Annotated in this window: 23 protein-coding genes and 1 tRNA gene; 16 read left to right on the top strand and 8 right to left on the bottom strand. The window is 66.7% G+C overall.

Going from position 1 to position 25,670, the window contains the following annotated elements:
• The 12 genes from VFW69_RS06730 to VFW69_RS06675 form a co-directional block, all read left to right on the top strand.
• Window positions 1-250 (top strand): WXG100 family type VII secretion target (locus VFW69_RS06730; RefSeq protein ID WP_526499424.1); only part of this gene is annotated, 250 nt, incomplete at its 5' end.
• Window positions 251-564: 314 nt separating this feature from the next.
• A complete protein-coding gene (locus VFW69_RS06725) occupies window positions 565-864 on the top strand; it encodes a YciI family protein (protein ID WP_526499422.1) in 300 nt (99 codons plus the stop codon).
• Window positions 865-981: 117 nt separating this feature from the next.
• On the top strand, window positions 982-1,179 hold the full coding sequence (locus tag VFW69_RS06720; RefSeq protein WP_526499420.1) for a hypothetical protein: 198 nt from the start codon (window positions 982-984) through the stop codon (window positions 1,177-1,179).
• Window positions 1,180-1,286: 107 nt separating this feature from the next.
• Window positions 1,287-2,060 (top strand): response regulator transcription factor, encoded by a 774-nt coding sequence (locus tag VFW69_RS06715; protein WP_526499418.1) that lies wholly within the window; start codon window positions 1,287-1,289, stop codon window positions 2,058-2,060.
• Complete coding sequence (locus VFW69_RS06710; RefSeq protein ID WP_526499416.1) at window positions 2,057-3,592, top strand: sensor histidine kinase; 1,536 nt, start codon at window positions 2,057-2,059, stop codon at window positions 3,590-3,592. The genes VFW69_RS06715 and VFW69_RS06710 overlap by 4 nt, the downstream gene beginning before the upstream one ends.
• Before the next feature lie 294 nt (window positions 3,593-3,886).
• Window positions 3,887-3,970 carry a potassium ABC transporter ATPase gene (locus VFW69_RS06705; protein WP_067128756.1) on the top strand — a complete coding sequence of 28 codons (84 nt, stop codon included), beginning with the start codon at window positions 3,887-3,889 and terminating at the stop codon, window positions 3,968-3,970.
• Window positions 3,967-4,056, top strand: a complete 90-nt coding sequence (locus tag VFW69_RS06700; RefSeq protein ID WP_526499414.1) for a potassium-transporting ATPase subunit F — start codon at window positions 3,967-3,969, stop codon at window positions 4,054-4,056. The genes VFW69_RS06705 and VFW69_RS06700 overlap by 4 nt, the downstream gene beginning before the upstream one ends.
• A complete protein-coding gene (gene kdpA, locus VFW69_RS06695) occupies window positions 4,057-5,727 on the top strand; it encodes a potassium-transporting ATPase subunit KdpA (RefSeq protein ID WP_526499412.1) in 1,671 nt (556 codons plus the stop codon).
• On the top strand, window positions 5,727-7,889 hold the full coding sequence (gene kdpB, locus VFW69_RS06690) for a potassium-transporting ATPase subunit KdpB (protein ID WP_526499410.1): 2,163 nt from the start codon (window positions 5,727-5,729) through the stop codon (window positions 7,887-7,889). Before kdpA ends, kdpB begins: the two co-directional genes overlap by 1 nt.
• 1 nt (window position 7,890) lies before the next feature.
• Window positions 7,891-8,814: a potassium-transporting ATPase subunit C gene (locus VFW69_RS06685; protein ID WP_526499408.1), complete on the top strand. Its 924-nt coding sequence runs from the start codon at window positions 7,891-7,893 to the stop codon at window positions 8,812-8,814.
• 11 nt (window positions 8,815-8,825) lie between these two features.
• Window positions 8,826-11,402: a DUF4118 domain-containing protein gene (locus VFW69_RS06680; RefSeq protein WP_526499406.1), complete on the top strand. Its 2,577-nt coding sequence runs from the start codon at window positions 8,826-8,828 to the stop codon at window positions 11,400-11,402.
• 73 nt (window positions 11,403-11,475) lie between these two features.
• Window positions 11,476-12,156, top strand: coding sequence for a response regulator transcription factor (locus VFW69_RS06675; protein ID WP_526499404.1), 681 nt, complete (start codon window positions 11,476-11,478; stop codon window positions 12,154-12,156).
• A gap of 78 nt (window positions 12,157-12,234) precedes the next feature.
• Here the strand turns inward: VFW69_RS06675 and VFW69_RS06670 are convergent, their stop codons facing one another.
• From VFW69_RS06670 to VFW69_RS06635, 8 genes are all read right to left on the bottom strand, one after another.
• Complete coding sequence (locus VFW69_RS06670) at window positions 12,235-13,191, bottom strand: Ppx/GppA phosphatase family protein (RefSeq protein ID WP_526499402.1); 957 nt, start codon at window positions 13,189-13,191, stop codon at window positions 12,235-12,237.
• Complete coding sequence (locus VFW69_RS06665) at window positions 13,185-13,673, bottom strand: DUF501 domain-containing protein (RefSeq protein WP_526499400.1); 489 nt, start codon at window positions 13,671-13,673, stop codon at window positions 13,185-13,187. The genes VFW69_RS06670 and VFW69_RS06665 overlap by 7 nt, the downstream gene beginning before the upstream one ends.
• Window positions 13,666-14,373 (bottom strand): FtsB family cell division protein, encoded by a 708-nt coding sequence (locus VFW69_RS06660; protein ID WP_526499398.1) that lies wholly within the window; start codon window positions 14,371-14,373, stop codon window positions 13,666-13,668. The genes VFW69_RS06665 and VFW69_RS06660 overlap by 8 nt, the downstream gene beginning before the upstream one ends.
• Window positions 14,374-14,393: 20 nt before the next feature.
• Window positions 14,394-15,683, bottom strand: a complete 1,290-nt coding sequence (gene eno / locus VFW69_RS06655; protein WP_526499396.1) for a phosphopyruvate hydratase — start codon at window positions 15,681-15,683, stop codon at window positions 14,394-14,396.
• Between the two features lie 57 nt (window positions 15,684-15,740).
• On the bottom strand, window positions 15,741-16,469 hold the full coding sequence (locus tag VFW69_RS06650; protein ID WP_526499426.1) for a lytic transglycosylase domain-containing protein: 729 nt from the start codon (window positions 16,467-16,469) through the stop codon (window positions 15,741-15,743).
• A gap of 316 nt (window positions 16,470-16,785) precedes the next feature.
• Window positions 16,786-17,829 carry a nucleoside triphosphate pyrophosphohydrolase gene (locus VFW69_RS06645; protein WP_526499394.1) on the bottom strand — a complete coding sequence of 348 codons (1,044 nt, stop codon included), beginning with the start codon at window positions 17,827-17,829 and terminating at the stop codon, window positions 16,786-16,788.
• 55 nt (window positions 17,830-17,884) lie between these two features.
• Window positions 17,885-21,553 (bottom strand): transcription-repair coupling factor, encoded by a 3,669-nt coding sequence (gene mfd, locus VFW69_RS06640; RefSeq protein ID WP_526499392.1) that lies wholly within the window; start codon window positions 21,551-21,553, stop codon window positions 17,885-17,887.
• A gap of 302 nt (window positions 21,554-21,855) precedes the next feature.
• On the bottom strand, window positions 21,856-22,449 hold the full coding sequence (locus VFW69_RS06635) for a TetR/AcrR family transcriptional regulator (protein WP_156656103.1): 594 nt from the start codon (window positions 22,447-22,449) through the stop codon (window positions 21,856-21,858).
• A gap of 161 nt (window positions 22,450-22,610) precedes the next feature.
• Between VFW69_RS06635 and VFW69_RS06630 the strand changes: the two genes are divergently transcribed.
• From VFW69_RS06630 to arsC, 4 genes are all read left to right on the top strand, one after another.
• A tRNA-Gln gene (locus VFW69_RS06630) sits at window positions 22,611-22,682 on the top strand.
• Window positions 22,683-22,806: 124 nt separating this feature from the next.
• Window positions 22,807-24,300, top strand: a complete 1,494-nt coding sequence (gene glmU, locus VFW69_RS06625) for a bifunctional UDP-N-acetylglucosamine diphosphorylase/glucosamine-1-phosphate N-acetyltransferase GlmU (RefSeq protein ID WP_526499390.1) — start codon at window positions 22,807-22,809, stop codon at window positions 24,298-24,300.
• A gap of 94 nt (window positions 24,301-24,394) precedes the next feature.
• On the top strand, window positions 24,395-25,375 hold the full coding sequence (locus tag VFW69_RS06620) for a ribose-phosphate diphosphokinase (protein ID WP_064878996.1): 981 nt from the start codon (window positions 24,395-24,397) through the stop codon (window positions 25,373-25,375).
• The coding region (arsC, locus tag VFW69_RS06615) for an arsenate reductase (glutaredoxin) (RefSeq protein ID WP_526499387.1) at window positions 25,376-25,670 on the top strand (295 nt) is incomplete at its 3' end.

Here is a 25,670-nt window from a genome sequence, read left to right as displayed (position 1 = left end):
CCACGGTGCGTTGATCCGCGCCCAGGCCGCGAACTTGGAGGCTGAGCACCAGGCCATCGTTCGCGATGTGCTTGCTGCCGGCGACTTCTGGGGCGGTGCGGGTTCGGTGGCATGCCAGGAGTTCATCACCCAGTTGGGTCGTAACTTCCAGGTCATCTACGAGCAGGCCAACGCGCACGGACAGAAGGTCCAGTCCGCGGGTAACAACATGTCCACCACGGACAGCGCCGTCGGGTCGTCCTGGGCCTGACACCTCGTCTCGACAATCGGGGCCGCACACCACATGGTGTGTGGCCCCGATTTTTGATGAGCGAATGGGCTTGTGCCGCAACGACACAAGCCCATTCCATTTCGGGCCTCGGCTACCCGGCCACCGGCGAGCGCGGAAACAGCCGGCTGTTGAACACCGCGGCTGGGAAGCCCTGACCGACGAACAACTGTCCGAGGACTGCGCGTTACCCGGCGGATACACCAGCGGCGCTTACCAGCAAGGGTGGAAGACCATTCTGAACTGCCTCGCCGCCGCCGCCGAGGCGACCTGATCCCGATCGAGAGGAACAGCATATGGCCAACTACTTTGTCTACCAGTTCGTCCCCCACCGACCGGACTTCCCTGCCGACCTGACCGAAACCGAAACCGCAGTCATGCAAGAACATTTCGGCTACTGGCAGACGCAGGCGGACAAGGGTGTCGCCGTCGTGTACGGGCCGGTCGGCGATCCGGCGGGCACTTGGGGACTTGCCGTCGTAGAGGCCGACAGCGAGGAGGAAGTCGCCGCGATTCGTGGCGGCGACCCGGTAATCAAGTCCGATCTGGGTCGCGTAAACATCTACCCGATGCTCAACACGATCATTCGATCATAACCCGCCCCGGAGGTTCGACCGAAGAGCACGCGGGTGCTTATCGGACAAACGAAAACGGTTGCAGGATTTGATCTTTCGTGCTATGGGTCGTCTACGTTTTGGGTGGCGGTGGTGCACATGAGCATCATCTTGCGGGACGTGACCTATTCCGATCTTGATGCCTCGCCACCGGAGTGCACTTGCTGGGACGACGAGCAATCCGGGGTTTTTGGCGACCACGGCTACACGCTGGGCCGCGGCCGTCAAACCAACGACTCCGCATCCCAGTGTTTTTCGCACGCCGTTTCAGCTCAAGCCGACAGGCGCGGCACCTAGAAAACACATATCCGAGCGGAACGGATGTGCTCCGGCAAACAGGCTACATTTGAGAATCCTATGAACTCCGTGACAGTCCTGTGTGTGGCTTGCCAGAATGTAGGAACATGACCGCAATGTCGGGATACTCAGGCACGCAGCGCCCACGCCAAGCCATCCTGGGGCAGCTGCCCAGGATCTACCGTGCCGACGGGTCACCCATCAGGGTTTTGCTGGTCGACGACGAGCCGGCGTTGACCAACCTGGTGAAAATGGCGCTGCATTACGAGGGCTGGGTCGTCGACATCGCCCACAACGGGCGCGAAGCCATGGCCAAGTTCGACCGGGTCAGCCCCGACGTCCTCGTCCTCGACATCATGCTTCCCGACGTGGACGGGTTGCGAATCCTGGAACGCGTCCGGCAATCCGACGCTTACACTCCCACGCTCTTCCTCACCGCGCGCGACTCGGTGATGGACCGGGTCACCGGTCTGACCGCGGGCGCCGACGACTACATGACCAAGCCGTTCAGCCTCGAGGAACTGGTCGCCCGGCTGCGCGGCTTGCTGCGCCGCTCCGGCCAGCAGCCCACGCCGACCGCCGAAACGCTCAAAGTCGGCAACCTCAAGGTCGACAGCGCCAGCCGGGAAGTCAGCCGAGACGGGGATCCGATATCGCTGTCCTCCACCGAATTCGAATTGCTGCGCTTCCTCATGCGCAATCCCCGGCGCGCGCTGAGCCGCACCGAGATCCTGGACCGTGTCTGGAATTACGACTTCGCCGGCCGCACCAGCATCGTGGATCTCTACATCTCGTACTTGAGAAAGAAGATCGACTCCGGGCGGGAACCGATGATTCATACCGTCCGCGGGGTGGGGTATATGCTGCGGCCGGCGGAATGACCCGAGACCGGGACAGCACATCCGGGGACTTTCCCCGGTGGTTCCCCAGTTCGCTACGGCGCCAACTGCTGTTGGGGGTGCTGGCGGTGGTCAGCGTGGTGCTGGTGACGGTCGGGATCGTCTCAGTGCTGAGCCTGCGCGGCTACGTCAACATTATGAGCGATGCCGATGTGGCCGAGTCCCTGGACGCTTTCAGCCACCAGTACACCAAATACCGTAACGGCGAACATGTTTCGCCGCAGCCCGGCACCCCGCCGATCGCACAGGCGATGCTGGAGTTCACCGGGCAGACGCCGGGAAACCTGATCGCCGTGCTGCACAACGGCACGGTGATCGGGTCGGCGGTTTTCTCCGAAGACGAACCGAAACCCGCGCCGGCCGAAGTCGTCCGCGACCTTCAATCGCAATCGTGGAGTGACGGACCGCCGCGCACCGAAATACTCGGCAGGCTCGGGCCTTACCGCATCGACAGCACCGTCAACGGGTCCGACGTCCTCGTGGTCGGGGTGTCACACAACCTCGCCGACCGAATCATCGCCCGCAAACAGCTCACCACCATCGTGCTCACCGCGGCGGCATTGCTGCTCACCGCCGGGCTCACGGTGTGGGTGGTCGGCTACACGCTTCGTCCACTGCGCCGGCTGGCGGCGGTCGCCGCCGGTGTCGCCGCCATGCCGCTTACCGGTGACGACCACCTGATCAGCGTCCGGGTACCACCGCAGGACACCAACCCGCAGAATGAGGTGGGGATCGTCGGCCACACGTTGAACCGCTTGCTGGACAACGTCGATAGCGCGTTGGCGCATCGGGTCGACTCGGATCTGCGGATGCGCCAATTCATCACCGACGCAAGCCATGAGTTGCGCACACCGCTGGCCGCCATTCAGGGCTACGCCGAACTCACCCGCCAGGACAGTTCGGCGCTGCCGCCGACCACCGAATACGCACTGGCCAGAATCGAGTCCGAGGCTCGGCGGATGGCGTTACTCGTCGACGAGTTGCTCCTGCTTTCCCGCCTGGGTGAAGGCCAAGACCTGCAGTCCGAGGACGTCGACCTGGCCGAGGTGGTCAGCAATGCAGTGAATGATGCGACCGTGGCAGCCTCGACGCACCACTGGGTCAAAGACCTGCCCGACGAGCCGGTATGGGTGCGGGGCGATCACGCCCGGTTACATCAGCTGGTCAGCAATCTGCTCAGCAATGCCTGCGTGCACACCCCGCCGGGGGTTACCGTGACGACCGGAATCACCTGCCGCCGTATCGGTCCCGAGGCGCCGTACGCGGAATTGACCGTCACCGACGACGGCCCGGGCATCGACGCGGAGCTGCTGCCCAAGTTGTTCGAGCGGTTCGTTCGGGCGGACAAGTCGAGATCCAACGGCACGGGCAACGGACTGGGTTTGGCCATCGTCAGTTCGATCGTCAAGGCCCATCATGGCTCGGTCACCGCCGAATCCAATGAGAGCAGCACCATTTTCCGAGTGCGGCTGCCGTTGATCAGTAGGCCCATGGCCGACAAATCACCAAGGTAGCGCGCCGGCTGACGGTGGTGGGCATGTGCGCCGTTGCCGCAGCTGGTGATTGATGGCCGGCCGCATTCTTCCGCGCCGCCCGGCGCCCCGGCGGTGAGGCCCGGCGGCTCGGCCCTTGGGGGCGTTAAGAAACCGTAAATGTGCACCGTGCGCCCGTTAGGAAACCGTCAACCGAACGCGCCGGTGGATGAGGCCCCGTTAATTTCGAGCTGATCTTGGCTGGCGGGACTGCGCTGTGGCTGGCTCGTCGAGTCCCCTTTCGTGTGCACGTGATTGGCAAGGGACGGAGAAATGATGGGCGTGGTGGTGTATCTCGTGCTGACGGTGGCGGTGTTCGCCGCCCTCGGACTGGCTCAAAAGTTGGTCGAGCGGTTGTGAACTACCAGAATGCGGTCGGCCTGGTGCTTTCCATCCTCATCGCGCTCTACCTCGGAGGCGCCCTGCTGCTCCCGGAGAGATTCTAAGTGAACACGACAACAGCCGGGATCGGATTCTTCGTCGTTCTCGTCGCGGCGGTGGTGGTCGTGCACGTTCCCTTCGGCGACTACATGTTTCGGGTGTACACGTCGGAAAAAGACCTCCATGCCGAGCGACTGATCTATCGACTGATCGGGGTCGATGCCCGCTCGGAGCAGACCTGGGGCGCCTACGCCCGCAGCGTGTTGGCGTTTTCGTCGGTCAGCATCCTGTTCCTGTTCGTTTTCGAACTCGTGCAGGGCAAGTTGCCACTGCATCTGCATGACCCGGCCACCAAGATGACGCCCTCACTGGCATGGAATACCGCGGTCAGCTTTGTCACCAACACCAACTGGCAGGCGTATTCGGGCGAAACGACCCAAGGCCATCTCGTACAGATGGCCGGACTGGCGGTGCAGAACTTCGTGTCGGCCGCCGTCGGTATGGCGGTGGCGGTGGCGCTGGTGCGCGGGTTCGCCCGCAGGCGCACCGGGGAGCTGGGCAACTTCTGGGTGGACCTGGTGCGCGGAACGCTGCGCATCCTGCTGCCCATCGCGATCATCAGCGCGATCCTGCTGGTGGCCGGTGGGGCGATCCAGAACTTCCACCTGCACGACCAGATGGTCACCACGGTCAACGGCACTCAGCAGACCATCACCGGCGGCCCGGTGGCCAGCCAGGAGGTCATCAAGGAGCTCGGCACCAACGGCGGCGGCTTCTACAACGCGAACTCCGCGCATCCGTTTGAAAATCCGACCGCCTGGACCAACTGGCTGGAAATCTTCCTGATCCTGGTGATCGGCTTCTCGCTGCCGCGCACCTTCGGGCGGATGGTGGGTAACACCAAGCAGGGCTTCGCGATTGCTGCCGTGATGGCAACGCTCTACACGACCAGCACGACGTTCATGCTGTGGTTCCAGGTGCAGCACCACGGCACGGTGCCGACGTCGATTGGCGCGGCGATGGAGGGAGTCGAGCAGCGCTTCGGCGTCACCGACTCCGGGGTGTTCGCCGCCGCGACGACGCTCACCTCGACCGGCGCCGTCGACTCCACACATGACTCCCTCACCAGCCTGGGCGGCATGATCGCGATGTTCAACATGCAGCTGGGCGAGGTCGCGCCCGGGGGCACCGGCTCTGGCCTCTACGGCATCCTCATGCTGGCGGTGATCACCGTCTTCGTCGCCGGGCTGATGGTCGGGCGCACCCCCGAGTACCTCGGCAAGAAGATCACCCCGCGCGAAATCAAGCTTGCCGCAAGCTATTTCCTGGTCACACCGTTGATCGTGCTGACCGGCACCGCGATCGCGATGGCGCTGCCCGGCGAGCGGGCCGGCATGCTCAACGGCGGACCGCACGGACTCTCCGAGGTGCTCTACGCGTTCACCTCGGCGGGCAACAACAACGGGTCGGCCTTTGCGGGGCTCAGCGCCAACACCGACTGGTGGAACACGGCCCTCGGGTTGGCGATGGCGTTTGGCAGATTCCTGCCCATCGTTCTGGTGCTGGCATTGGCCGGCTCACTGGCCAAGCAGGGCAGCACACCTGAATCGACGGGCACCCTGCCCACCCATCGCCCGCAATTCGTTGGAATGGTGGCCGGCGTCACGTTGATTGTCGTTGCCCTCACGTTCTTGCCCATGCTCGCGCTCGGGCCTCTCGCTGAAGGAATCCACTGATGACCGCGACCGCGATCGATCCGGCCGAGCAGACGCAACCGGCGACTCCCGCAAGCAGAAAACGGGTGCAGGGCGGCCTGCTCGACCCGAATATGCTGTGGCGCTCGACTCCGGATGCGCTGCGAAAACTCGACCCGCGCACCCTGTGGCGCAACCCGGTGATGTTCATCGTGGAGATCGGCGCCGCGTGGAGCACCGTGTTGGCGTTCATGAACCCGACGTGGTTCGCCTGGCTGACGGTGACCTGGCTGTGGCTGACCGTGCTGTTCGCCAACCTCGCCGAGGCGGTGGCCGAAGGCCGGGGCAAGGCCCAGGCCGAAACGCTGCGTCGGGCCAAGACCCAAACCATGGCCCGGCGACTCAAAGACTGGGCGCCCGGCGCCAGTGCGATCGAGGAGGCGGTCGGCGCGCCGCAGCTGCAGCAGGGCGACATCGTCGTGGTCGAGGCCGGCCAGGTGATCCCGGGTGACGGTGATGTCGTGGAAGGCATTGCCTCGGTGGATGAATCGGCGATCACCGGTGAATCGGCGCCGGTGATCCGGGAATCCGGTGGTGACCGCTCGGCGGTCACCGGCGGCACCACCGTGCTCAGCGACCGCATCGTCGTGAAGGTCACCCAGAAGCCGGGAGAAAGCTTTATCGACCGGATGATCGCGCTCGTCGAGGGCGCCAATCGGCAGAAAACTCCCAACGAGATCGCGCTGAACATCCTGCTGGCGGCGTTGACCATCATCTTCGTGTTCGCCGTTGCGACCTTGCAGCCACTGGCGATCTACTCCAAGGTCAACAACCCTGGTGTCCCGGATGGCCAGGCGCTGGGCGCAAGCGGTGTCACCGGAATAGTGATGGTGTCGCTTTTGGTCTGCCTGATCCCGACGACGATCGGCGCGCTGCTCTCGGCCATCGGCATCGCCGGCATGGACCGGCTGGTGCAGCGCAACGTGCTCGCCATGTCCGGGAGGGCGGTGGAAGCCGCCGGCGACGTGAACACCCTGCTGCTGGACAAGACCGGCACCATCACTCTGGGCAACCGGCAGGCCGCGGCCTTCATCCCGCTCGACGGCGTCTCTGCCGAACAGCTGGCCGATGCCGCGCAGTTGTCCAGCCTTGCCGACGAAACGCCCGAGGGCCGTTCGGTTGTCGTGTTCGCCAAGCGGAACTTTGGGTTGCGTGCACGCACGCCAGGTGAACTCGCCCAGGCCCAATGGGTGACGTTCTCGGCTACCACCCGGATGTCGGGTGTCGACCTCGACGGGCACCTGTTGCGCAAGGGTGCCGCGAGTTCCGTTGCGGAATGGGTACGCGCGCAAGGCGGTGAGGTTCCTCAGCAGCTCGGCGAGATCGTCGACGGCATCTCGGCCGGGGGCGGTACTCCGCTTGTTGTCGGGGAAAGCCTCGGCGGCATGGCCGACGAAAAGGCAAAAGTGCTCGGTGTCATCCATCTCAAGGACGTCGTCAAGCAGGGCATGCGCGAGCGGTTCGACGAGATGCGGCGGATGGGCATCCGGACGGTGATGATCACCGGCGATAATCCTTTGACCGCCAAGGCGATTGCCGACGAGGCCGGAGTCGACGACTTCTTGGCCGAGGCCACGCCCGAGGACAAGCTCGACCTGATCAAGCGCGAACAGGAAGGCGGCAAGCTGGTCGCGATGACGGGCGACGGGACCAACGACGCGCCCGCCCTGGCTCAAGCCGACGTGGGTGTGGCGATGAACACGGGCACGTCGGCCGCCAAAGAGGCCGGCAATATGGTCGACCTGGACTCCGATCCCACCAAACTCATTGAGATCGTAGAGATCGGCAAGCAACTTCTGATCACCCGGGGTGCCCTGACCACCTTCTCGATCGCCAATGACATTGCCAAGTATTTCGCGATCATCCCGGCAATGTTCGTCGCGCTGTTCCCAGGGCTGGACCTGCTCAACGTGATGCGGCTGCACAGCCCGCAGTCGGCGATCCTGTCCGCGGTCATCTTCAACGCAATCATCATCGTCATGCTGATCCCGCTATCGCTGCGCGGTGTGCGGTATACGCCGAACAGCGCGTCAAAACTGTTGAGCCGCAACCTCTATGTCTATGGTCTCGGCGGCATCGTCGCCCCGTTCATCGGAATCAAGTTGATCGATCTGATCGTCCAATTCATCCCAGGGATGTCCTGACATGTCTTTGTCGAATTTCGTTCGCCTGCACTGGGCGGCATTGCGCACGCTGCTGGTGCTGACCGTGATCACCGGCCTGGGCTATCCCCTGTTCATCTGGGTGGTCGCGCAGTTTCCCGGATTGCACGACCAGGCCGAGGGGTCGATTCTCATCGCCGAGGGAAAGCGGGTAGGCAGCAGATTGATCGGCCAGTCGTTCACCGACAAGGACGGCAACGCACTGCCGCAGTATTTCCAGAGCCGCCCCTCGGCGGCCGGCAACGGGTATGACCCGACGTCGTCGGGGGGCAGCAACCTGGGGCCCGAAAGCATCGTCGACACGCCCGCCGATCCGTCGCAACTGGCGGCCGGCAAGTCGGCGTCGGACGCCGGCTTCAAACCGAGCCTGTTGACGACCGTGTGCTCGCGCAGCGCCGCGGTGGGCAAGCTGGAAGGGGTCGATGGGTCAAGGCCATTCTGCACCGGCGGTGGTGTGGGTGCGGTGTTGTCGGTTATCGGTCCGCGCGACGCGCGCGGCAACGTCGTCCGCCCGACCCGGGTGGTCAGCGTCAACGAGCCGTGCGGATCGACGACCACACCGTTCCTCACCCTCTACGAGGGCGTGCGGGTCGAATGCGCCAAGTACGGCGAGGACTACTCGATCGGGCAGACCGTGCCCATCCGCGGCGCCGCAGCCGCCGACCCGGCGGTGCCGGCCGACGCGGTGACCGCCAGCGGCAGCGGCCTGGACCCGAACATCTCACCCGCCTATGCCGACATCCAGGTGGCGCGGGTCGCCAAGATGCGCCACGTCAGCCCACATCAGATACGTGAGGTGGTCGCGCAGAACAGCAGCGGCCGCGGAGTCGGGTTTTTCGGCGAACCATCGGTCAATGTGCTGCAACTAAATCTGCAACTCGACCACCGGTATCCGGCCACGAGTTAGCGCCGAGGGGGATGATGGTTGACGTGAGCGACGCCAGCCTCCGCGACCACCATCCCAAACGCGGGGAGCTGCGCATCTACCTCGGTGCGGCTCCGGGCGTGGGTAAGACGTACTCGATGCTGGGCGAGGCACATCGGCGACTGGGGCGTGGCACCGATCTGGTGGCGGGCGTGGTGGAAACCCACGGACGGTCGAAAACCGCTGAGCTGCTTGAGGGCATCGAGCTCATCCCGGCGCGCCACATTTACTATCGTGGCGGCAGCTTCGCCGAACTTGACGTACCGGCGGTCCTCGAGCGCCGCCCCCAGGTCGTCCTCGTCGACGAACTCGCACACACCAACACACCGGGCAGCAAGAATGCCAAGCGATGGCAAGACGTCGAGGAACTGCTCGGCGCCGGGATCACAGTGATCTCAACGGTCAACGTGCAACACCTGGAAAGCCTGAACGACGTCGTCGCCCAGATCACCGGCATAGAGCAAAAGGAGACGGTACCGGACTCGGTTGTCCGACAGGCGTCTCAGGTCGAGCTCATCGACATCACACCAGAAGCGTTACGCCGCAGGTTATCGCATGGAAACGTCTACGCACCGGATCGCATCGATGCGGCGCTGTCCAACTACTTCCGTCGCGGAAACCTGACCGCGCTAAGGGAACTCGCGTTGCTGTGGCTTGCCGACCAGGTCGACACCGCGCTGGCCAAATACCGCGCAGAGAACAAGATCACCGACACGTGGGAGGCCCGCGAGCGGGTCGTCGTGGCGGTCACCGGTGGTCCCGAATCCGAGACGCTGGTGCGACGGGCCTCGCGGATCGCATCGAAATCCACCGCCGAGCTGATGGTGGTGCACGTCATTCGCGGCGACGGGCTGGCCGGCCTGTCGGAGTCGCGGATGGCCAAGATCCGTGAGTTGGCGAACAGCCTGGACGCGTCGATGCACACCGTGGTTGGTGACGAGGTGCCCACGGCACTGCTCGAGTTCGCCCGCGAGATGAACGCCACCCAGCTGGTGATCGGCACCTCGCGGCGATCGCGCTGGGCGCGGCTGTTCGAGGAGGGGATCGGCCCGAGGATCGTCGAGCTGTCGGGAAAGATCGACGTGCACTTGGTCACCCACGGGGAGTCCAGACGCGGCTTTCGCGCGTCCTCGCTCGCGCCGCGCGAGCGGCGGGTGGCATCGTGGTTGGCGGCCTTCATCGTGCCGTCGGTCATCTGCGCGATCACGGTCACGACGCTGGACCCGTATCTGGACACCGGCGGCGAGAGTGCGTTGTTCTTCGTCGGGGTGCTGCTGGTCGGCCTGTTGGGAGGCGTTGCGCCCGCGGCACTTTCGGCCGTGTTGTCCGGGCTGCTGCTGAACTACTTCCTGATCGCACCGCGGCACAGCTTCACCATCGCCGAACCCAACAGCGCCATCACCGAATTGGTGCTGCTGCTCATCGCGGTCGCCGTCGCGGTGTTGGTCGACTTCGCGGCCAAACGCACCCGGGAGGCCCGCCGCGCTTCGCAGGAGGCCGAGCTGCTGACCCTGTTCGCGGGTTCGGTACTGCGGGGCGCCGATCTCGAGACGCTGCTCGAACGGGTGCGCGAGACGTACACCCAGCGTGCGGTCAGCATGCTGCGGGAGCCCGGCGAGGAAGCGCGAGCGGGTGGTAAGAAGGGCGAGGTTATCGCCTGTGTCGGCAGGAATCCCTGCGCCACCGTCGATTCCGCCGACACCGCGATCGAAGTCGGCGACGACGAGTTCTGGATGCTGCTGGCGGGCCGAAAGCTCTCCGCGCGCGACCGGCGGGTGCTCGGCGCGGTGGCCAGGCAGGCCGCGGGTTTGATCAGACAGCGTGAGCTCGCCGAAGAGGCGAGCCGGGCCGAGGCGATCGTCCGGGCCGACGAACTTCGGCGCTCACTCCTGTCGGCGGTCAGCCACGACCTGCGCACGCCGCTGGCCGCGGCCAAGGTCGCCGTCTCCAGCCTGCGCGCCGAGGACGTCGCCTTCTCCCCCGCCGACACCGCGGAATTGCTGGCCACCATCGAGGAGTCGATCGACCAGCTGACCGCGCTGGTCGGAAACCTGCTCGACTCATCGCGTCTGGCCGCCGGGGTGATCCACCCGGAGCTGAGCCGGGTGTATTTGGAGGAGACCGTGCAACGGGCGCTGGTCAGCATCGGCAAGGGTGCCACCGGTTTCTTCCGGTCTGCCATCGATCGGGTCAAGGTCGACGTGGCCGACGCCATAGTGATGGCCGACGCAGGGTTGCTGGAACGAATGCTGGCCAACCTGATCGACAACGCGTTGCGCTACGCGCCCAACTGTGTGGTCCGGGTGAACGCCGGTCGGGTGGGTGATCGCGTGCTGATCAACGTCGTCGACGAAGGCCCCGGGATTCCGCATGGGGCCGAGGAACAGATCTTCGAAGCGTTTCAGCGCCTCGGCGATAACGACAACACCATCGGTGTCGGCCTGGGGATGTCGGTGGCGCGGGGCTTCGTCGAAGCGATGGGCGGGACGATTACGGCCACCGACACCCCGGGAGGCGGGCTGACCGTGATCGTGGATATGGCTGCGCCACAAGCGATGGATGCGTTATGACGCGCGCCGACGACGATGCAGAGCGCAGCGATGCGGTGGGGGCACCTCCCGCTTGCGGGGGAGAGCGGCGCGTATGACGAGGGTCCTGGTCATCGACGACGAACCGCAGATCCTGCGTGCGCTGCGCATCAACCTGACCGTGCGGGGCTATGAGGTAATCACCGCGTCCAGCGGTGCCGGCGCATTGCGCGCGGCCGCCGAGCACAAACCTGACGTGGTGATCCTCGACCTCGGCCTGCCCGACATCTCCGGCATCGATGTGCTGGCCGGTCTGCGCGGCTGGCTCACCGCACCCGTCATCGTGTTGTCGGCGCGCACCGATTCGTCGGACAAGGTCGAAGCGCTGGACGCCGGCGCCGACGATTATGTGACGAAACCCTTTGGGATGGATGAGTTCTTGGCGCGGCTGCGGGCGGCTGTGCGGCGCAACACCGCCGCCTCCGAACTGGAGCAACCGATGATCGAGACCGAATCATTCACCGTCGACCTGGCCGCCAAGAAGGTCACCAAGAACGGCAGCGAAGTCCACCTCACCCCGACCGAGTGGGGGATGCTCGAGGTCCTCGTCCGCAATCGCGGCAAACTGGTCGGCCGTGAGGAACTGCTCAAAGAGGTGTGGGGCCCGGCGTACGCAACCGAAACGCACTACCTGCGTGTGTATCTCGCGCAGCTGCGCCGCAAACTCGAAAACGACCCGTCGCATCCCAAGCATCTGCTGACCGAGTCGGGCATGGGTTATCGATTCGAGGCGTGAGCCGCGTGGGTTGCATGGGCTGCGTGGGTTGCGCGGCCGCGTGCCCACTTCCACAGAGACGGGTGTGGCGTGTGTGACTTAGTCGGCTAGCGACAACACGATGCCGTCCAGGATGTCGTGCTCGCTGACGGTCAACTCGTCGATGCCCGCGCGGGCGCGCAGCTCGCGCGCCAACTCCTCGACCACGATCGCACCCCCGCCGATCACGTCGGCCCGACCCTCGTGCATCGGCGGGAGCGCCGCGCGCTCGGCCCGCGTCATACCGATCAGCCGTTCGCATACCGACAGTAGGTCGTCGCCGGGAACGCGCGAAAGATGAATGGCCGCAGAGTCATACGACGTCAAATTATGGGCCAGCGCGGACAACGTGGTCATGGTGCCGGCCAGTCCGACCCACGTCTTCGTCCCCTCCACGGGCACCACCCCCAGCGCGACCTCGAGCCGTTCGCGCACCACCCGACGCGCCGCCGCGACCTCCTCGGGCGACGGCGGGTCCGAATGCAGGCAGCGCTCGGTCAGCCGGACGCAGCCGATGTCGGCCGAGTAGCTTGCCGTCACTCCACCTTCAGCATCGGTGCCGACGACGATCTCGGTGGACCCGCCACCCAGGTCGACGACGACGAAAGGACCAGCCGCACTGTCCAACTCGCCGACCGCTCCACGAAACGAGAGCTCGGCCTCCTCGGCGCCGGTGATCACCTCCGCCACCGATCCGGGCAGCACCGCACCCAACACGTCGGCCGTCATCGCAAAGAAGGCGTCGCGGTTGGTGACATCGCGGGCGGCGGATGTGGCCACCATTCGCACCCGCCGCGCACCGTGCTCGTTGATCAAGGCCGCGTAATCGGTGAGCGCCCCGCGGGTGCGTGCTATCGCGGCCGCCGCGAACTGACCGGTGGCGTCGACACCCTGACCCAGCCGCACAATGCGCGTCTCCCGGTGCACATCGCGCAGCCGGCCACCGTCGACGTCGGCGATCAGCAATCGGATTGAGTTGGTACCGCAGTCGATTCCCGCGAGCCTGCCGCTCACCATTGGCCGGCCACCAAAATGCCGGCCATCGCGGGCTCGTCGACCAGGATCGCCAGCGCCTCGTCGCCGAACGGATTGACGCCGGGTCCCTTGGCCAGCGAATGGGCGATCAGCACGTGCAGACACTTGACCCGGTCGGGCATCCCGCCGCCGGAGAACGTGGTCCCCAGGGATTCGATCGCGTCTCGTTCGGCCAGATATGACTCGTGGGCGCGCCGGTACGCGGCCGCCAGCTCGGCGTCCTGGGCCAGTCGCTCGGTCATCTCGCGCATCAACCCGGTGGTCTCCAGCCTGCTGGCGGCGGCCGTCAGCGCCGGATGGGTCAGGTAGTACAACGTCGGAAACGGCGTGCCGTCAGGCAGTTTCGGCGCCGTCTTCACCACGCCGGGTTCACCATTGGGGCAACGGTAGGCGATTTCGAGTACCCCGCGCGGCTCGCGCCCGAGCTGGCGTGCCACCGCTTCCAGGTCGGCATGATCAGCCACCGGGACCCGTGGGATTCGGTGGGGGCACCGGACCGGGTGATTCCGGTTCGGCCGGGGGCGGCGGGGGCGCAGGCGAATTGGCCGGCGGCAGGTGCGGGGCGTCGGCGATGGTGTGCCACAGCGACGTGTACCAGGGATCGCCGTTGGCCGGCTTCGCCGACGGGGATCCCGGCTGCGTGGGCTCGGCCGCCGACGGCGGAAGCTGAACCTGGAACGGGATGTCGCCGGGCTTGACGAAGCCGAGCCGCTCGCGGGCCTGCGCCGCAATGTAGGCCGGGTCAGCAAGTTTGGCCTTCCGCTGCTCTAAGTCCGCGACCTGGCTGCGCAGCGCCGCCTCGGTGGCGGCCAGCTGATTCATCTCGGTGCGCTGCGCAAAGTAGGTGCGCACCGGGCCGGCGATGGTCAACGTCAGCACGCAGATCACCGCGGCCAGCACCGCCGCGCGGCGCGCGGTGAAACCCAGCCGTTGCTCGGAGCGCTGCTCAACGGATTCGGCGGCCTGCCGCGTGATGGGTTCGACGACATGCTCTTGCTGCGTCCGCGTGGGGGTCCGGCCGGCCTGGTTCGCCGTCGGCGACGGCCGCGAAGACGGCTTGGAGGACGGCTTGGCCGTGCGACGGCCCCGACCCGAATCGCCGGCCTTCCCCGGGCGGGATGCCGGGGAGCGCCGCTTCGAGTCGGGCCGTTTCGCGTCAGCCATGTCAGCCGTTGAACGTCAAGCTATTTCGCCTCCACGGCGTACCGCGGGAAGGCCAGGTCGCCGGCGTAGCGGGCCGCGTCACCGAGCGCCTCCTCGATCCGCAGCAGTTGGTTGTACTTGGCGACGCGCTCGCCGCGGGCCGGCGCACCGGTCTTGATCTGCCCGCTGCCGACGGCCACCGCCAGGTCGGCGATCGTGGTGTCCTCGGTCTCGCCGCTGCGGTGGCTCATCATCGTGCGATAGCCGCTGTGGTGCGCCAGCGCGACGGCGTCCAACGTCTCGGTCAGCGTGCCGATCTGATTCACCTTGACCAGCAACGCGTTTGCGACGCCCTTGTCGATGCCCTCTTCCAACCGCTCGGGATTGGTGACGAAGATGTCGTCGCCGACCAGCTGCACCCGTTCACCGATCGACGCGGTCAACGTCGCCCAGCCGTCCCAATCGTCTTCTGACAGCGGGTCTTCGATGGACACCAGTGGGTACGAGCCGAGCAGCCCCGCGTAGAACTCCGCCATCTGCTCGGCGGTGCGGGTGGCGCCCTCGAACTTGTAGCCGGTGCCGTCGGTGAAAAACTCGGTGGCGGCCGCGTCGAGGGCCAGCGCCACGTCGGCGCCGACCTTGAAACCGACCGACTCGATGGCCCGGCTGATCAGATCCAGGGCCGCGGTGGTGCCGGCGACGTCGGGGGCGAAACCGCCCTCGTCGCCAAGGCCCGTGCTCAGACCCTCCTTCTTGAGCACCGACTTCAGCGCGTGATACACCTCGGCGCCCCAGCGCAGCGCTTCGGCGAAGCTGGGCGCACCGATCGGTGCGACCATGAACTCCTGGATGTCGACGGCGGTGTCGGCGTGCGCGCCACCGTTGAGGATGTTCATCATCGGCACCGGCAGGATGTGTGCGTTCGGGCCGCCGAGGTAACGGAACAGTGGCAGCTCGGCGGAATCGGCGGCGGCCTTGGCCACGGCCAGGGACACGCCCAGAATCGCGTTGCCGCCCAGCCTCGACTTGTCGGGCGTGCCATCCAGATCCAGCAGCGCCTGGTCCACCAGCCGCTGATCATCCGCGTTCAGGCCGATCACCGCCGGACCAATCTCGTCCAGCACGGCCTGCACCGCTTTCCGCACACCCTTGCCGCCGTAACGCTCGCCGCCGTCGCGGAGCTCGACGGCCTCGTGCTCACCCGTCGACGCGCCGGACGGCACCGCCGCGCGGGCAAAGGTTCCGTCGATCAGGGCTATCTCGACCTCAACTGTCGGGTTACCGCGGGAATCGAGGATCTCGCGGGCCCCGACCTGTTCGATAATCGGCACTGAGTTCTCCTTGCGTCGTCGCCGGTGCGTGCTTTCGCCGGTCAGCGATCCATCCTGCTACAGCGGGTGACCTTTCGCGTAAGCGGTTGCCCAATCGCGGACCGCCCGGGCGTAGACACCGGAATTGTTGTAGGCGCGCAGCGCGGTGATCCAGCCGCGGGGCGTCGCGAGATCCTTTCCGCGCCAACATAGGTAGCCGGCCGCCGCGAGCGCGGCGTCGTCGATGTTGTCCGGGCTGACCCGGCCGTCGTTGTGAGCGTCGACACCATAGAGCCGCCAGGTTTCCGGGATGAACTGCATCGGCCCCATGGCGCGCGTCACGCCGTCTTCGTCAGTGACGGCTTCCTCGGCGTCGACGATGCGCAGCGTGCCGCCGCTGCCGTCGAGGCGGACACCCCGAATCGGGGGGCTCACATCGCCGTTGGGGGCCAGCCGCGCGCCGCGATAGGTGCCGTGGTGGCTCTCGACCTGGCCGATGCCGGCCAGGGTGGTCCAGGCGATGTGGCATTTCGGGTTCTCGACTTCGGCGACGCGGGCCGCATAGGCGTAGGCCTCGAGCGCGATCACCGGGATCTCCAGCCCCGCCGAACGCTGTTGCGCCCACTCCCGCAACTGATCCGCGGGCCGGCCGCTGGCATGAGTGTCCACCGCCGGCACCGCGTCCCCGGCCGGTGGCGGGACGCCGTCGGGAATGAACAGGCTGAGCTGCCAGGTACAGCTGGAAGCCAGAACGATCGCGGTCGCGCCGATCACGGCGGCCGCGCGCATCCAACGCCTCGGCGACACCATGCTTTCCTGAGCTCCCCACACTCGCCTGCACCAACTTCCGCAACACCATCGTCCCATGCGTTCGGGAACTACCCGGTTGCCTCGGGCCTCGGCGCACCGACCTATCGTCGGTTTCAGCTAATTCCCGGTTAGCTGCTGGTCGCTTTGGCTAGCGCGGCCAGACCTATGCCGACCACGGGGACTCGCAACCTCATCCGCGATATTACCGAGCGGCCGGTGACAATTCGGCAAACATTCCGGTGATCGCTCGCACCCGCGGGCGAAAGTGCGAAATAGGGCGCGGCGGTGCCGCGGTAACGGCGTTGCCGTTCCGTCAGGCGTCGCCGGCCGTGGCGTCGGCGCTGGATTCCACCTCGACCATGTCGGAGTCGGCTTCGCCGTCGGCATCGGCCGCCGACTCCTGCGGTCGATCGTCGAGTGCCGGTGCATCGGCCGGCCAGTGCTCACGCCACTCCTCCTCGGAGATCTCGCCGAGCGGCGCCACGTCGAACTCCTCGGGAACGTCGGCGCCGCGGCGTGCGGCCGAGATCGTCCGCTCGACTCCGCGGACCGTCTCCACGAAGTCCAGAACGGCGGCGCGCAGGGCACTTTCGGCATCAATGTCGGCCGACACTGAAATCGAGCTGATCGCCTCAGGGATCAGGTCGGCGGGCAGGCCCGCTTTGCCGGCACGCGCAATGACCTTCTGGGCCAGCGCCAATGCGGGCTGTCCCGTGTGCACATCGTCCATCACCGATTTCCGCGGCTTCTCGGCCGCCTTGCGCTCTTCCCACTGCGCCAGCTGTTCTTCGAGCGAAATAGATTGCCCGGCAAGCACTCCCGGTACCCGATTGCCCAGTTTGCGCATCAGGGTGGCGGCGACGTCGTCGATGGTGAAGGGGAACTGCGACGCGTCCTCGGCAATGCGGGCGTGGAACAGCACCTGCAGCAGCACGTCGCCTAGCTCTTCGCGCAACTGGTCGGCGTTGCCGCTGCCGACCGCGTCGAGCAGTTCGTAGGTCTCCTCCAGCAGAAATCTGCGCAGTGAGTCGTGCGTTTGCTCGCTTTCCCACGGCCCGGCGGTGCGCAGTTTGTCCATCATCGCCACGGCATCGACCAGCCGTTCACCACGCGGTGTCTCGGGCGCCGAGATCAGCCGGGCACCGGCCGCCAACCGGGCGACGACGGCGGGGTGGTCGGGATCCGACGACAGCAGCACCGGGGCGTCTTCACCCGAGTGCACCGGGCGCGCCGCGGACAGCGACCAGGGCACCGCGACGGGCATCTCTTCGGTGTATTGCACCTCGCCGGACAGGTGCTCGATGGCTTCGATGGGCACCAGCGAGGGACGGCGGGGGTCGAACAAGACGACGATCATAAGCACCCCTCCTCGTCCTTTTTGACGCTGCGCGCCATATCGTCGCCCGCGCACATCATCGCGCCTGTCGCTCCTCAATTGCCATCGCTGCAGGCAGTTCACTCGTTATACCAATATCTGTCTGCGGCTTGCCCTGCAGTGCCGTCACCAGGTTGGCCACCATCTGCACCAGCTCGACATCGCGCAATCGCGGCGCGCCCACCCCGCCGGCTCGCGGGATGGGAACCTGCACCGTCGACGTCGTGGCGCGGTAGCTCGCGGCCGGATACACCCGCTTGAGCCGCACCTGAGCCGAATCGGGCAACGTCATCGGCGAGAGCCGCACGGTCGACGCCGACGCCGCCGACACCTCGGTGATGCCGGCGGTGCGGCACAGCAGCCGTAGCCGCGCCACCGCCACCAGCCGCAGGGCCGGTTCGGGCAGCGCGCCGTACCGGTCGATGAGTTCCTCGACAACCGCATCGATCTCGCCGTCGGAGGCCGCCGCGGCCAGCCGCCGGTACCCCTCCAGGCGCAGCCGGTCACTGGCGATGTAGTCCGGCGGCAGGTGCGCGTCGACCGGCAGGTCGATCCGCACGTCCTTGGGCTCCTCGGTGGTCGTGACGGTCTGGCCGTCGGCTGCCGCCCGGTAGGCCTCCACCGCCTCGCCTACCAACCGGACGTACAGGTCGAATCCGACCCCGGCGACGTGCCCGGACTGCTCGACTCCCAACACGTTGCCGGCGCCTCGGATTTCGAGGTCCTTCATCGCGACGGCCATGCCGGCGCCCAGCTCGTTGTTCTGCGCGATGGTGGCCAGCCGGTCGTAGGCCGTCTCGGTCAGCGGCGAGTGCGGCGGATACAGGAAGTAGGCGTAGCCGCGCTCTCGGCTGCGGCCGACCCGGCCGCGCAGCTGGTGCAGCTGCGAGAGACCGAACGTGTCGGCGCGCTCCACGATCAGCGTGTTGGCGTTGGAGATGTCCAGCCCGGTCTCCACGATCGTGGTGCACACCAGGATGTCGTATTCGCGGTTCCAGAACCCCTGCACCGTGCGCTCCAGCCGTTCTTCGGGCATCTGCCCGTGCGCGACGACCACCCGCGCCTCGGGCAACAGCTCCCGGATCCGGGCCGCCGCCCGGTCGATCGAGCTGACCCGGTTGTGCACGTAGAACACCTGCCCGTCGCGCAGCAGCTCGCGCCGCAGGGCTGCCGCGATCTGCTTGTCATCCTGTGGGCCGACGTAAGTCAGCACGGGATACCGCTCTTCGGGCGGCGTCAGGATCGTCGACATCTCGCGGATCCCGGCCAGGCTCATCTCCAGCGTCCGCGGAATGGGGGTGGCGCTCATGGTCAGCACGTCGACGTGGGTGCGCAGCGACTTGATGTGCTCTTTGTGCTCGACGCCGAACCGTTGCTCCTCGTCGACCACGACCAGGCCGAGATCCTTCCAGCGCACCCCGGTCTGCAGCAGCCGGTGCGTGCCGATCACCACGTCCACCGATCCGTCGGCCAGGCCCTCGATGACTGCCTTGGATTCGGCCCCGTCGGTGAACCGGGACAGACCCTTGACGGTCACCGGGAATCCGGTCATCCGGTCGCCGAAGGTCTGCAGATGCTGGTCGGCCAGCAGCGTGGTGGGCACCAGCACGGCGACCTGCTTTCCGTCCTGGACCGCCTTGAACGCCGCCCGCACCGCGATCTCAGTCTTGCCGTAGCCGACGTCGCCGCAGATCACCCGGTCCATCGGGATCGGCTTTTCCATATCCCCCTTGACCTCAGTGATCGCGGTCAGCTGGTCAACCGTCTCGGTGTAGCCGAACGCGTCCTCCATTTCGGCCTGCCAGGGGGTGTCCGGGCCGAATGCGTGCCCGGGGCTGGCCTGCCGCTTGGCGTACAGCGATACCAGCTCACCGGCGATCTCGCGCACGGCGCGGCGGGCCTTGGTCTTGGTGTTGGTCCAGTCGCTGCCGCCCAGTTTGCTCAGCGCGGGCGCCTGCCCGCCGACGTACCGCGACAGCTGGTCCAGCGAATCCATCGGCACATACAGCTTGTCTGTATTTTGTGCCGCGCCACCACGGTTCTTGCTCGAGGCGTATTCGAGCACCAGGTACTCGCGCCGGGCGCCCCCGACGGTGCGCTCGACCATCTCCACGAACCGGCCGATGCCGTGCTGGTCGTGCACCACCAGATCACCGGCGGTCAGCGCCAACGGATCAACGGTGTTGCGCCGCTTGGCCGCCAAACGCTTGCCCTCGACGGCCGCCACCCGGCTGCCGGTCAGGTCCGTCTCGGTGATCACCACCAACGTGGCGCCGGGGATGATGACGCCGTCGTGCAGCGGTCCCTTGAGCACACCGACCACGCCGGGCTTGGGCGCGGCACCCGATTCGAGCATGGCGGCGGGGGTGTCACATTCGGCCAGCCGTTCCACCACGCGATGCGCGGTGCCGGTGCCGGGTGCGACGACGACGGCATAGCCGCCCGTGCTGACGTGCGCGCGCAGCATCGCGAATATGCCGTCAATGTCGTGCTGGTGCCCGCGGGCCGACGGCGCCGACCGGATCTCGAGCTCTACGGCCGACTCGTCCGACAGCTGGCTCAGCGTCCACCACGGATGGCCGCCGCGGGCCGCCGCGCCTCGCACGTCATCGAGTTCGGCGAAACCCGATCCGCCGAACTGCGCCACGTCGACCGGGGCGTCGGTACCCAAGGCGGCCACCGACCACGACGCTTCGAGGAATTCGCTGCCGGTCTTGATCAGGTCGGCGGCCCGGGTGCGAACCTTTTCCGGATCGCAGAGCAAGACCGGTGTGCGCTCGGCCAATTGGTCGGTCAGCAGAACGTGCTCGCCGGGCCGAAGCACCGGCAGCAGCGCCTCCATGCCGTCGACCGCGATGCCCTCGGCGATCTTGGCCAGCATGTCGGTGACGCTGCCGGTGATGGCGGGCTCGGTGGTGCGGTGCCGCGCCGCCAGCTCGGCGGCGCGCAACCGCACCTCATCGGTCAGCAGCAGTTCACGGCAGGCCACCGCGATCAGGGTGTCTACCTCGATGTCCGGGATCGAGCGCTGATCGGCGACCGAGAACATCCGCATCTCGCTGACCTCGTCGCCCCAGAACTCGATGCGCACCGGGTGCTCGGCGGTCGGCGAGAAGACGTCGAGAATGCCTCCGCGGACGGCGAATTCGCCGCGCCGGCCGACCATGTCCACCCGGGTGTAGGCCAGCTCGGCAAGCCGGGTGATCACGCCCTCGAATTCGATTTCCACACCGACGCTCAACGTGACCGGCTCCACCAGCCCCAACTGCGGCGTCATCGGCTGCAGCAGCGAGCGCACGGCGGTCACCACCACCTGCAGGGGCGGACCCAGCCGCGCGTCGTCGGGATGGGCCAGTCGGCGCAACACCGTCAAACGGGCGCCGACGGTGTCGACGCCGGGCGAAAGTCGCTCGTGCGGCAGCGTTTCCCACGACGGGAAGACCGCGACGGCATCGCCGAAGACGCCGCGCAGTTCGGCGGTCAAGTCATCGGCTTCGCGCCCGGTCGCGGTGACTACGAGCAGAGGACCCAACCGCGCCAGCGCACTGGCGACAAATAGCCGTGCGCTGGCTGGACCCACCAGGCTCAACTCGGCCGGCGAAGCGGCCGCGCTGTCGGTCAGCTGCTGGAAGGTCGGCGCGGTGAGCGCCAATTCAACGAGCCCCGCGATCGGGGTTTCTGGGCGAGCAGCCCCCGGTGCGGTCATGATGAATTCCATTCTAGGGGCGACGCCGGACACACCGAATCCCGTCAAATATCGAGCTCGCCGTCGTCAAGGCATCGTAAGAAAGACACCACCGGGATACCGGCGGGCGCACGTTGAATCCAAATGGCGTCGAACTACAACATGATCGGCCGCCCCGCGCTGGTGGCGGTCGAGGATGGGCGCGCCCGCGAACTGGTTCGCCGGGAGACCGTTGCCGACCTGCTGGCCCGCGACAGCGGTTAGTGGCGATCGCAAGCGCGGCGTAGCCGGGCGCGGCGGGTCGCCACCATCGGGTTAGCCGGCTACTCGTCCTGCAGTCGAGGGTCGGCCTCCAGATGGGTCAGCCCATTCCACATCAGGTTGACCAGGTGGGCGGCCACCACTTCCTTCTTGGGCTCCCGAGTATCGAGCCACCACTGCGCCGTCATCGACACCGAGCCGACCAGCGCCTGGGCGTACAGCGGCGCCAGCCCGGGATCCAGGCCACGACGGGAGAAGTCGCCGGCCAGGATGGAGCTGACCTGGTTGACGGCATCATTGAGCAGGCTGGAGTAGGTGCCCGAGCTGATCGCGGCCGGCGAGTCGCGGATCATGATCCGGAAGCCGTCGGTGCGCTGTTCGACGTAGGTGAGCAGGGCCAGTGCGACCCGCTCGACGCGCACCCGCGACCGGTTGTTGGTCAGCGACGAGGTGATGCCGTCCAGCAGTGCCGACATCTCGCGGTCGACGACGACGGCGTACAGGCCTTCCTTGCCGCCGAAGTGCTCGTAGACGACCGGCTTGGACACGTTGGCGCGCAGCGCGATCTCCTCGATCGAGGTGCCTTCATACCCGCGTTCGGCGAACAGCGTGCGCGCGATGCCGACCAGCTGTTGGCGGCGCTCGGTGCCGGTCATCCGCGCGCGCGGCGCCCGCACCTCTTTGTCCGGTTCCTTGTCCAGCACGGCCACGTCAATCAGCGTATCGGTCAACGGCCGACAAGCGGCCCGCATCGTCGCCAGACTAAAGTCTTCTTGGCGCGGTCGGTGTCAACCCGCCGCTCGCCATGGGTTAGCGATCCGTCGTGGTGTAATCGGCAGCACCTCTGATTTTGGTTCAGATAGTTCAGGTTCGAGTCCTGGCGACGGAGCTTCACTTGCTTGTTGCGATATCCCATCGTTTTTTGCCTTCACCGCAGCTGAAGTGACACGCTTGACGGCGTGTCGGCGCTCCCGCGCGCAGCCCGCGCGGGACAAACCCAAAGAGGAGGGTTGATGTCGTCTCCTGGTGATACCGCGGTCCTGGTGCTGGCGGCCGGGCCCGGCACCCGGATGCGGTCGGACACCCCAAAAGTCCTGCACACCATCGGTGGGCGCAGCATGCTGTCCCATCTCCTGCACGCGATCACCAAGGTGGCTCCCCAGCACCTGGCCGTCGTCCTGGGCCATGATCATGAGCGCATCGCCCCGCTAGTGGCCGACTGGGCCGACGCCCTGGGACGTCCCGTCGAGGTGGCGCTGCAGAATCACCCCCGCGGCACGGGCGACGCCGTGCTCTGCGGCCTGTCCGCGCTGCCCCCCGACTACGCCGGAGTCGTCGTTGTCACCTCGGGCGACACCCCGCTCCTGGATGCCGACACCGTGGCCGACCTGATCGCCACCCACAGCGCGGCGCCGGCCGCGGTCACCGTGCTGACCACGACGGTGAGCGACCCCAGCGGCTACGGCCGCATCCTGCGCACCCAGGACAACGAGGTCATGGCGATCGTGGAACACGCCGACGCCACACCCTCGCAACGCGAGATCCGTGAGGTCAACGCCGGCGTCTACGCCTTCGACACCGCGGCGCTGCGCTCCGCGCTGAACCGGTTGAGCTCCAACAACGCCCAGCAGGAGCTTTACCTGACCGACGTCATCGCGATCCTGCGCGGCGACGGCCTGGCCATCCACGCCCGCCACGTCGACGACAGCGCGCTGGTGGCCGGCGTCAACAACCGGGTCCAACTCGCGCAGCTGGGCGCCGAACTGAACCGCCGCATCATCGCGACCCACCAGATGGCGGGCGTCACCATCGTCGACCCCGCCGCCACCTGGATCGACGTCGACGTCAGCATCGGGCGCGACACGGTCATCCAGCCGGGGACGCAGTTGCTCGGCCGCACTCAGGTCGGGAGCCACTGCGTCGTCGGCCCGGACACCACCCTGACCGACGTCAGCGTCGGCGACGGCGCCTCGGTGGTGCGCACCCACGGCATCTCGTCGTCCATCGGTGCCGGCGCGACCGTCGGCCCGTTCACCTACCTGCGGCCCGGCACGGTGCTGGGCGACGACGGCAAGCTCGGCGCGTTCGTCGAGACCAAGAACGCCACCATCGGCACCGGCTCCAAGGTGCCGCATCTGACTTACGTCGGGGACGCGGACATCGGCGAACACAGCAACATCGGCGCGTCCAGCGTGTTCGTCAACTACGACGGCGAATCCAAACGGCGGACCACCATCGGCTCGCACGTGCGCACCGGCTCGGACACCATGTTCGTGGCGCCGGTGACCGTCGGGGACGGCGCCTACACGGGCGCGGGCACGGTGGTGCGCAACGATGTCCCGCCCGGGACGCTGGCGGTATCCGCGGGTCCGCAACGCAACATCGAAGGTTGGGTGCACCGCAAGCGCCCGGGCAGTGCGGCCGCGCAGGCGGCCGAGGCTGCCGAGAAAGCCGCCGGTCAGAGCGCCGCGGCCGGCCAAGCACCAGAAGCCGAATCGACACCGTGAATTTGCTAGCTGGCAACCCGGCCACAGTTCCGTACGATTCGCTTCGTACGATGGGGCCTTCCATCCCCCACCCCGATTTGGCGAGGGCAGTGCGTTGAGCCACGACTGGACCGATAACCGCAAAAATTTGATGCTCTTCTCCGGCCGCGCGCATCCGGAGCTGGCCGAGCAGGTCGCCAAAGAGCTCGACGTCCACGTCACCGCTCAGACCGCGCGGGAGTTCGCCAACGGCGAGATCTTCGTGCGCTTCCACGAATCGGTACGCGGGTGCGACGCCTTCGTCCTACAGTCGGCCCCGGACCCGGTCAACAACTGGCTGATGGAACAGCTGATCATGATCGACGCCCTCAAGCGGGGCAGCGCCAAGCGGATCACCGCCGTCATGCCGTTCTACCCGTACGCCCGGCAGGACAAGAAGCACCGCGGCCGCGAACCGATCTCGGCGCGGCTGGTCGCCGACCTGCTCAAGACCGCCGGAGCAGACCGGATCGTCACCGTCGACCTGCACACCGACCAGATCCAGGGCTTCTTCGACGGGCCCGTCGACCACATGCGCGGGCAGAACCTGCTGACGGGCTACATCCGCGACAACTACCCCGACGGCAACATGGTGGTCGTCTCGCCCGACTCCGGCCGGGTGCGCATCGCCGAGAAATGGGCCGACGCGCTGGGCGGCGTCCCGCTGGCCTTCATTCACAAGACCCGCGACCCGCGGGTGCCCAACCAGGTGGTGTCCAACCGTGTCGTCGGCGAGGTGGCCGGACGCACCTGCGTGCTGATCGACGACATGATCGACACCGGCGGCACCATCGCCGGCGCGGTCAAGTTGCTGCGCGACGAGGGCGCCGGTGACGTGATCATCGCGGCCACCCACGGTGTGCTCTCCGATCCGGCCGCCGAGCGGCTGGCCGCCTGCGGCGCCCGGGAAGTGATTGTGACGAACACCCTGCCGATCGGCGAGGAGAAGCGTTTCCCGCAGCTGACGGTCCTGTCCATCGCGCCGCTGCTGGCCAGCACCATCCGCGCCGTCTTCGAAAACGGTTCGGTCACCGGGCTGTTCGACGGGGACGCCTAGATGGCCGATACCGTCATCTACCACAACCCTAAATGCAGCACCTCCCGCAAAACGCTGGACCTGTTGCGCGACAACGGCTTCGAACCCACCGTGGTCGAGTACCTGAAGACCCCGCCGACCCGCGACGAGCTGGTGAACATCATCCGCGACGCGGGTATCGACGTGCGCGCCGCGGCCCGCAAGCGTGAGTCGCTCTACGACGAGCTGAATCTCGCGGACGCGAGTGATGACAAGTTGCTCGACGCCATGGTCGAACACCCGATCCTCATCCAACGACCCTTCGTCGTCACGCCGA

The sequence above is a fragment of the Mycobacterium sp. genome (genome assembly GCF_036273375.1).
In the GTDB taxonomy this organism is placed as follows: domain Bacteria; phylum Actinomycetota; class Actinomycetes; order Mycobacteriales; family Mycobacteriaceae; genus Mycobacterium.
Note: the sequence above shows the minus strand (reverse complement) of the source record. Positions and strands in the feature narration are given on the sequence as shown.

Excerpts from the sequence above, each read along its gene's own strand:
- VFW69_RS06725 (WP_526499422.1), top strand. The coding sequence starts at position 565 with ATGGCCAACTACTTTGTCTACCAGTTCGTCCCCCACCGACCGGACTTC.
- VFW69_RS06720 (WP_526499420.1), top strand. The coding sequence starts at position 982 with ATGAGCATCATCTTGCGGGACGTGACCTATTCCGATCTTGATGCCTCG.
- VFW69_RS06715 (WP_526499418.1), top strand. The coding sequence starts at position 1,287 with ATGACCGCAATGTCGGGATACTCAGGCACGCAGCGCCCACGCCAAGCC.
- VFW69_RS06710 (WP_526499416.1), top strand. The coding sequence starts at position 2,057 with ATGACCCGAGACCGGGACAGCACATCCGGGGACTTTCCCCGGTGGTTC.
- VFW69_RS06705 (WP_067128756.1), top strand. The coding sequence starts at position 3,887 with ATGGGCGTGGTGGTGTATCTCGTGCTGACGGTGGCGGTGTTCGCCGCC.
- kdpB (WP_526499410.1), top strand. The coding sequence starts at position 5,727 with ATGACCGCGACCGCGATCGATCCGGCCGAGCAGACGCAACCGGCGACT.
- VFW69_RS06685 (WP_526499408.1), top strand. The coding sequence starts at position 7,891 with ATGTCTTTGTCGAATTTCGTTCGCCTGCACTGGGCGGCATTGCGCACG.
- VFW69_RS06680 (WP_526499406.1), top strand. The coding sequence starts at position 8,826 with ATGATGGTTGACGTGAGCGACGCCAGCCTCCGCGACCACCATCCCAAA.
- VFW69_RS06675 (WP_526499404.1), top strand. The coding sequence starts at position 11,476 with ATGACGAGGGTCCTGGTCATCGACGACGAACCGCAGATCCTGCGTGCG.
- VFW69_RS06670 (WP_526499402.1), bottom strand. The coding sequence starts at position 13,191 with ATGGTGAGCGGCAGGCTCGCGGGAATCGACTGCGGTACCAACTCAATC.
- VFW69_RS06660 (WP_526499398.1), bottom strand. The coding sequence starts at position 14,373 with ATGGCTGACGCGAAACGGCCCGACTCGAAGCGGCGCTCCCCGGCATCC.
- VFW69_RS06645 (WP_526499394.1), bottom strand. The coding sequence starts at position 17,829 with ATGATCGTCGTCTTGTTCGACCCCCGCCGTCCCTCGCTGGTGCCCATC.
- mfd (WP_526499392.1), bottom strand. The coding sequence starts at position 21,553 with ATGACCGCACCGGGGGCTGCTCGCCCAGAAACCCCGATCGCGGGGCTC.
- VFW69_RS06635 (WP_156656103.1), bottom strand. The coding sequence starts at position 22,449 with ATGACCGGCACCGAGCGCCGCCAACAGCTGGTCGGCATCGCGCGCACG.
- glmU (WP_526499390.1), top strand. The coding sequence starts at position 22,807 with ATGTCGTCTCCTGGTGATACCGCGGTCCTGGTGCTGGCGGCCGGGCCC.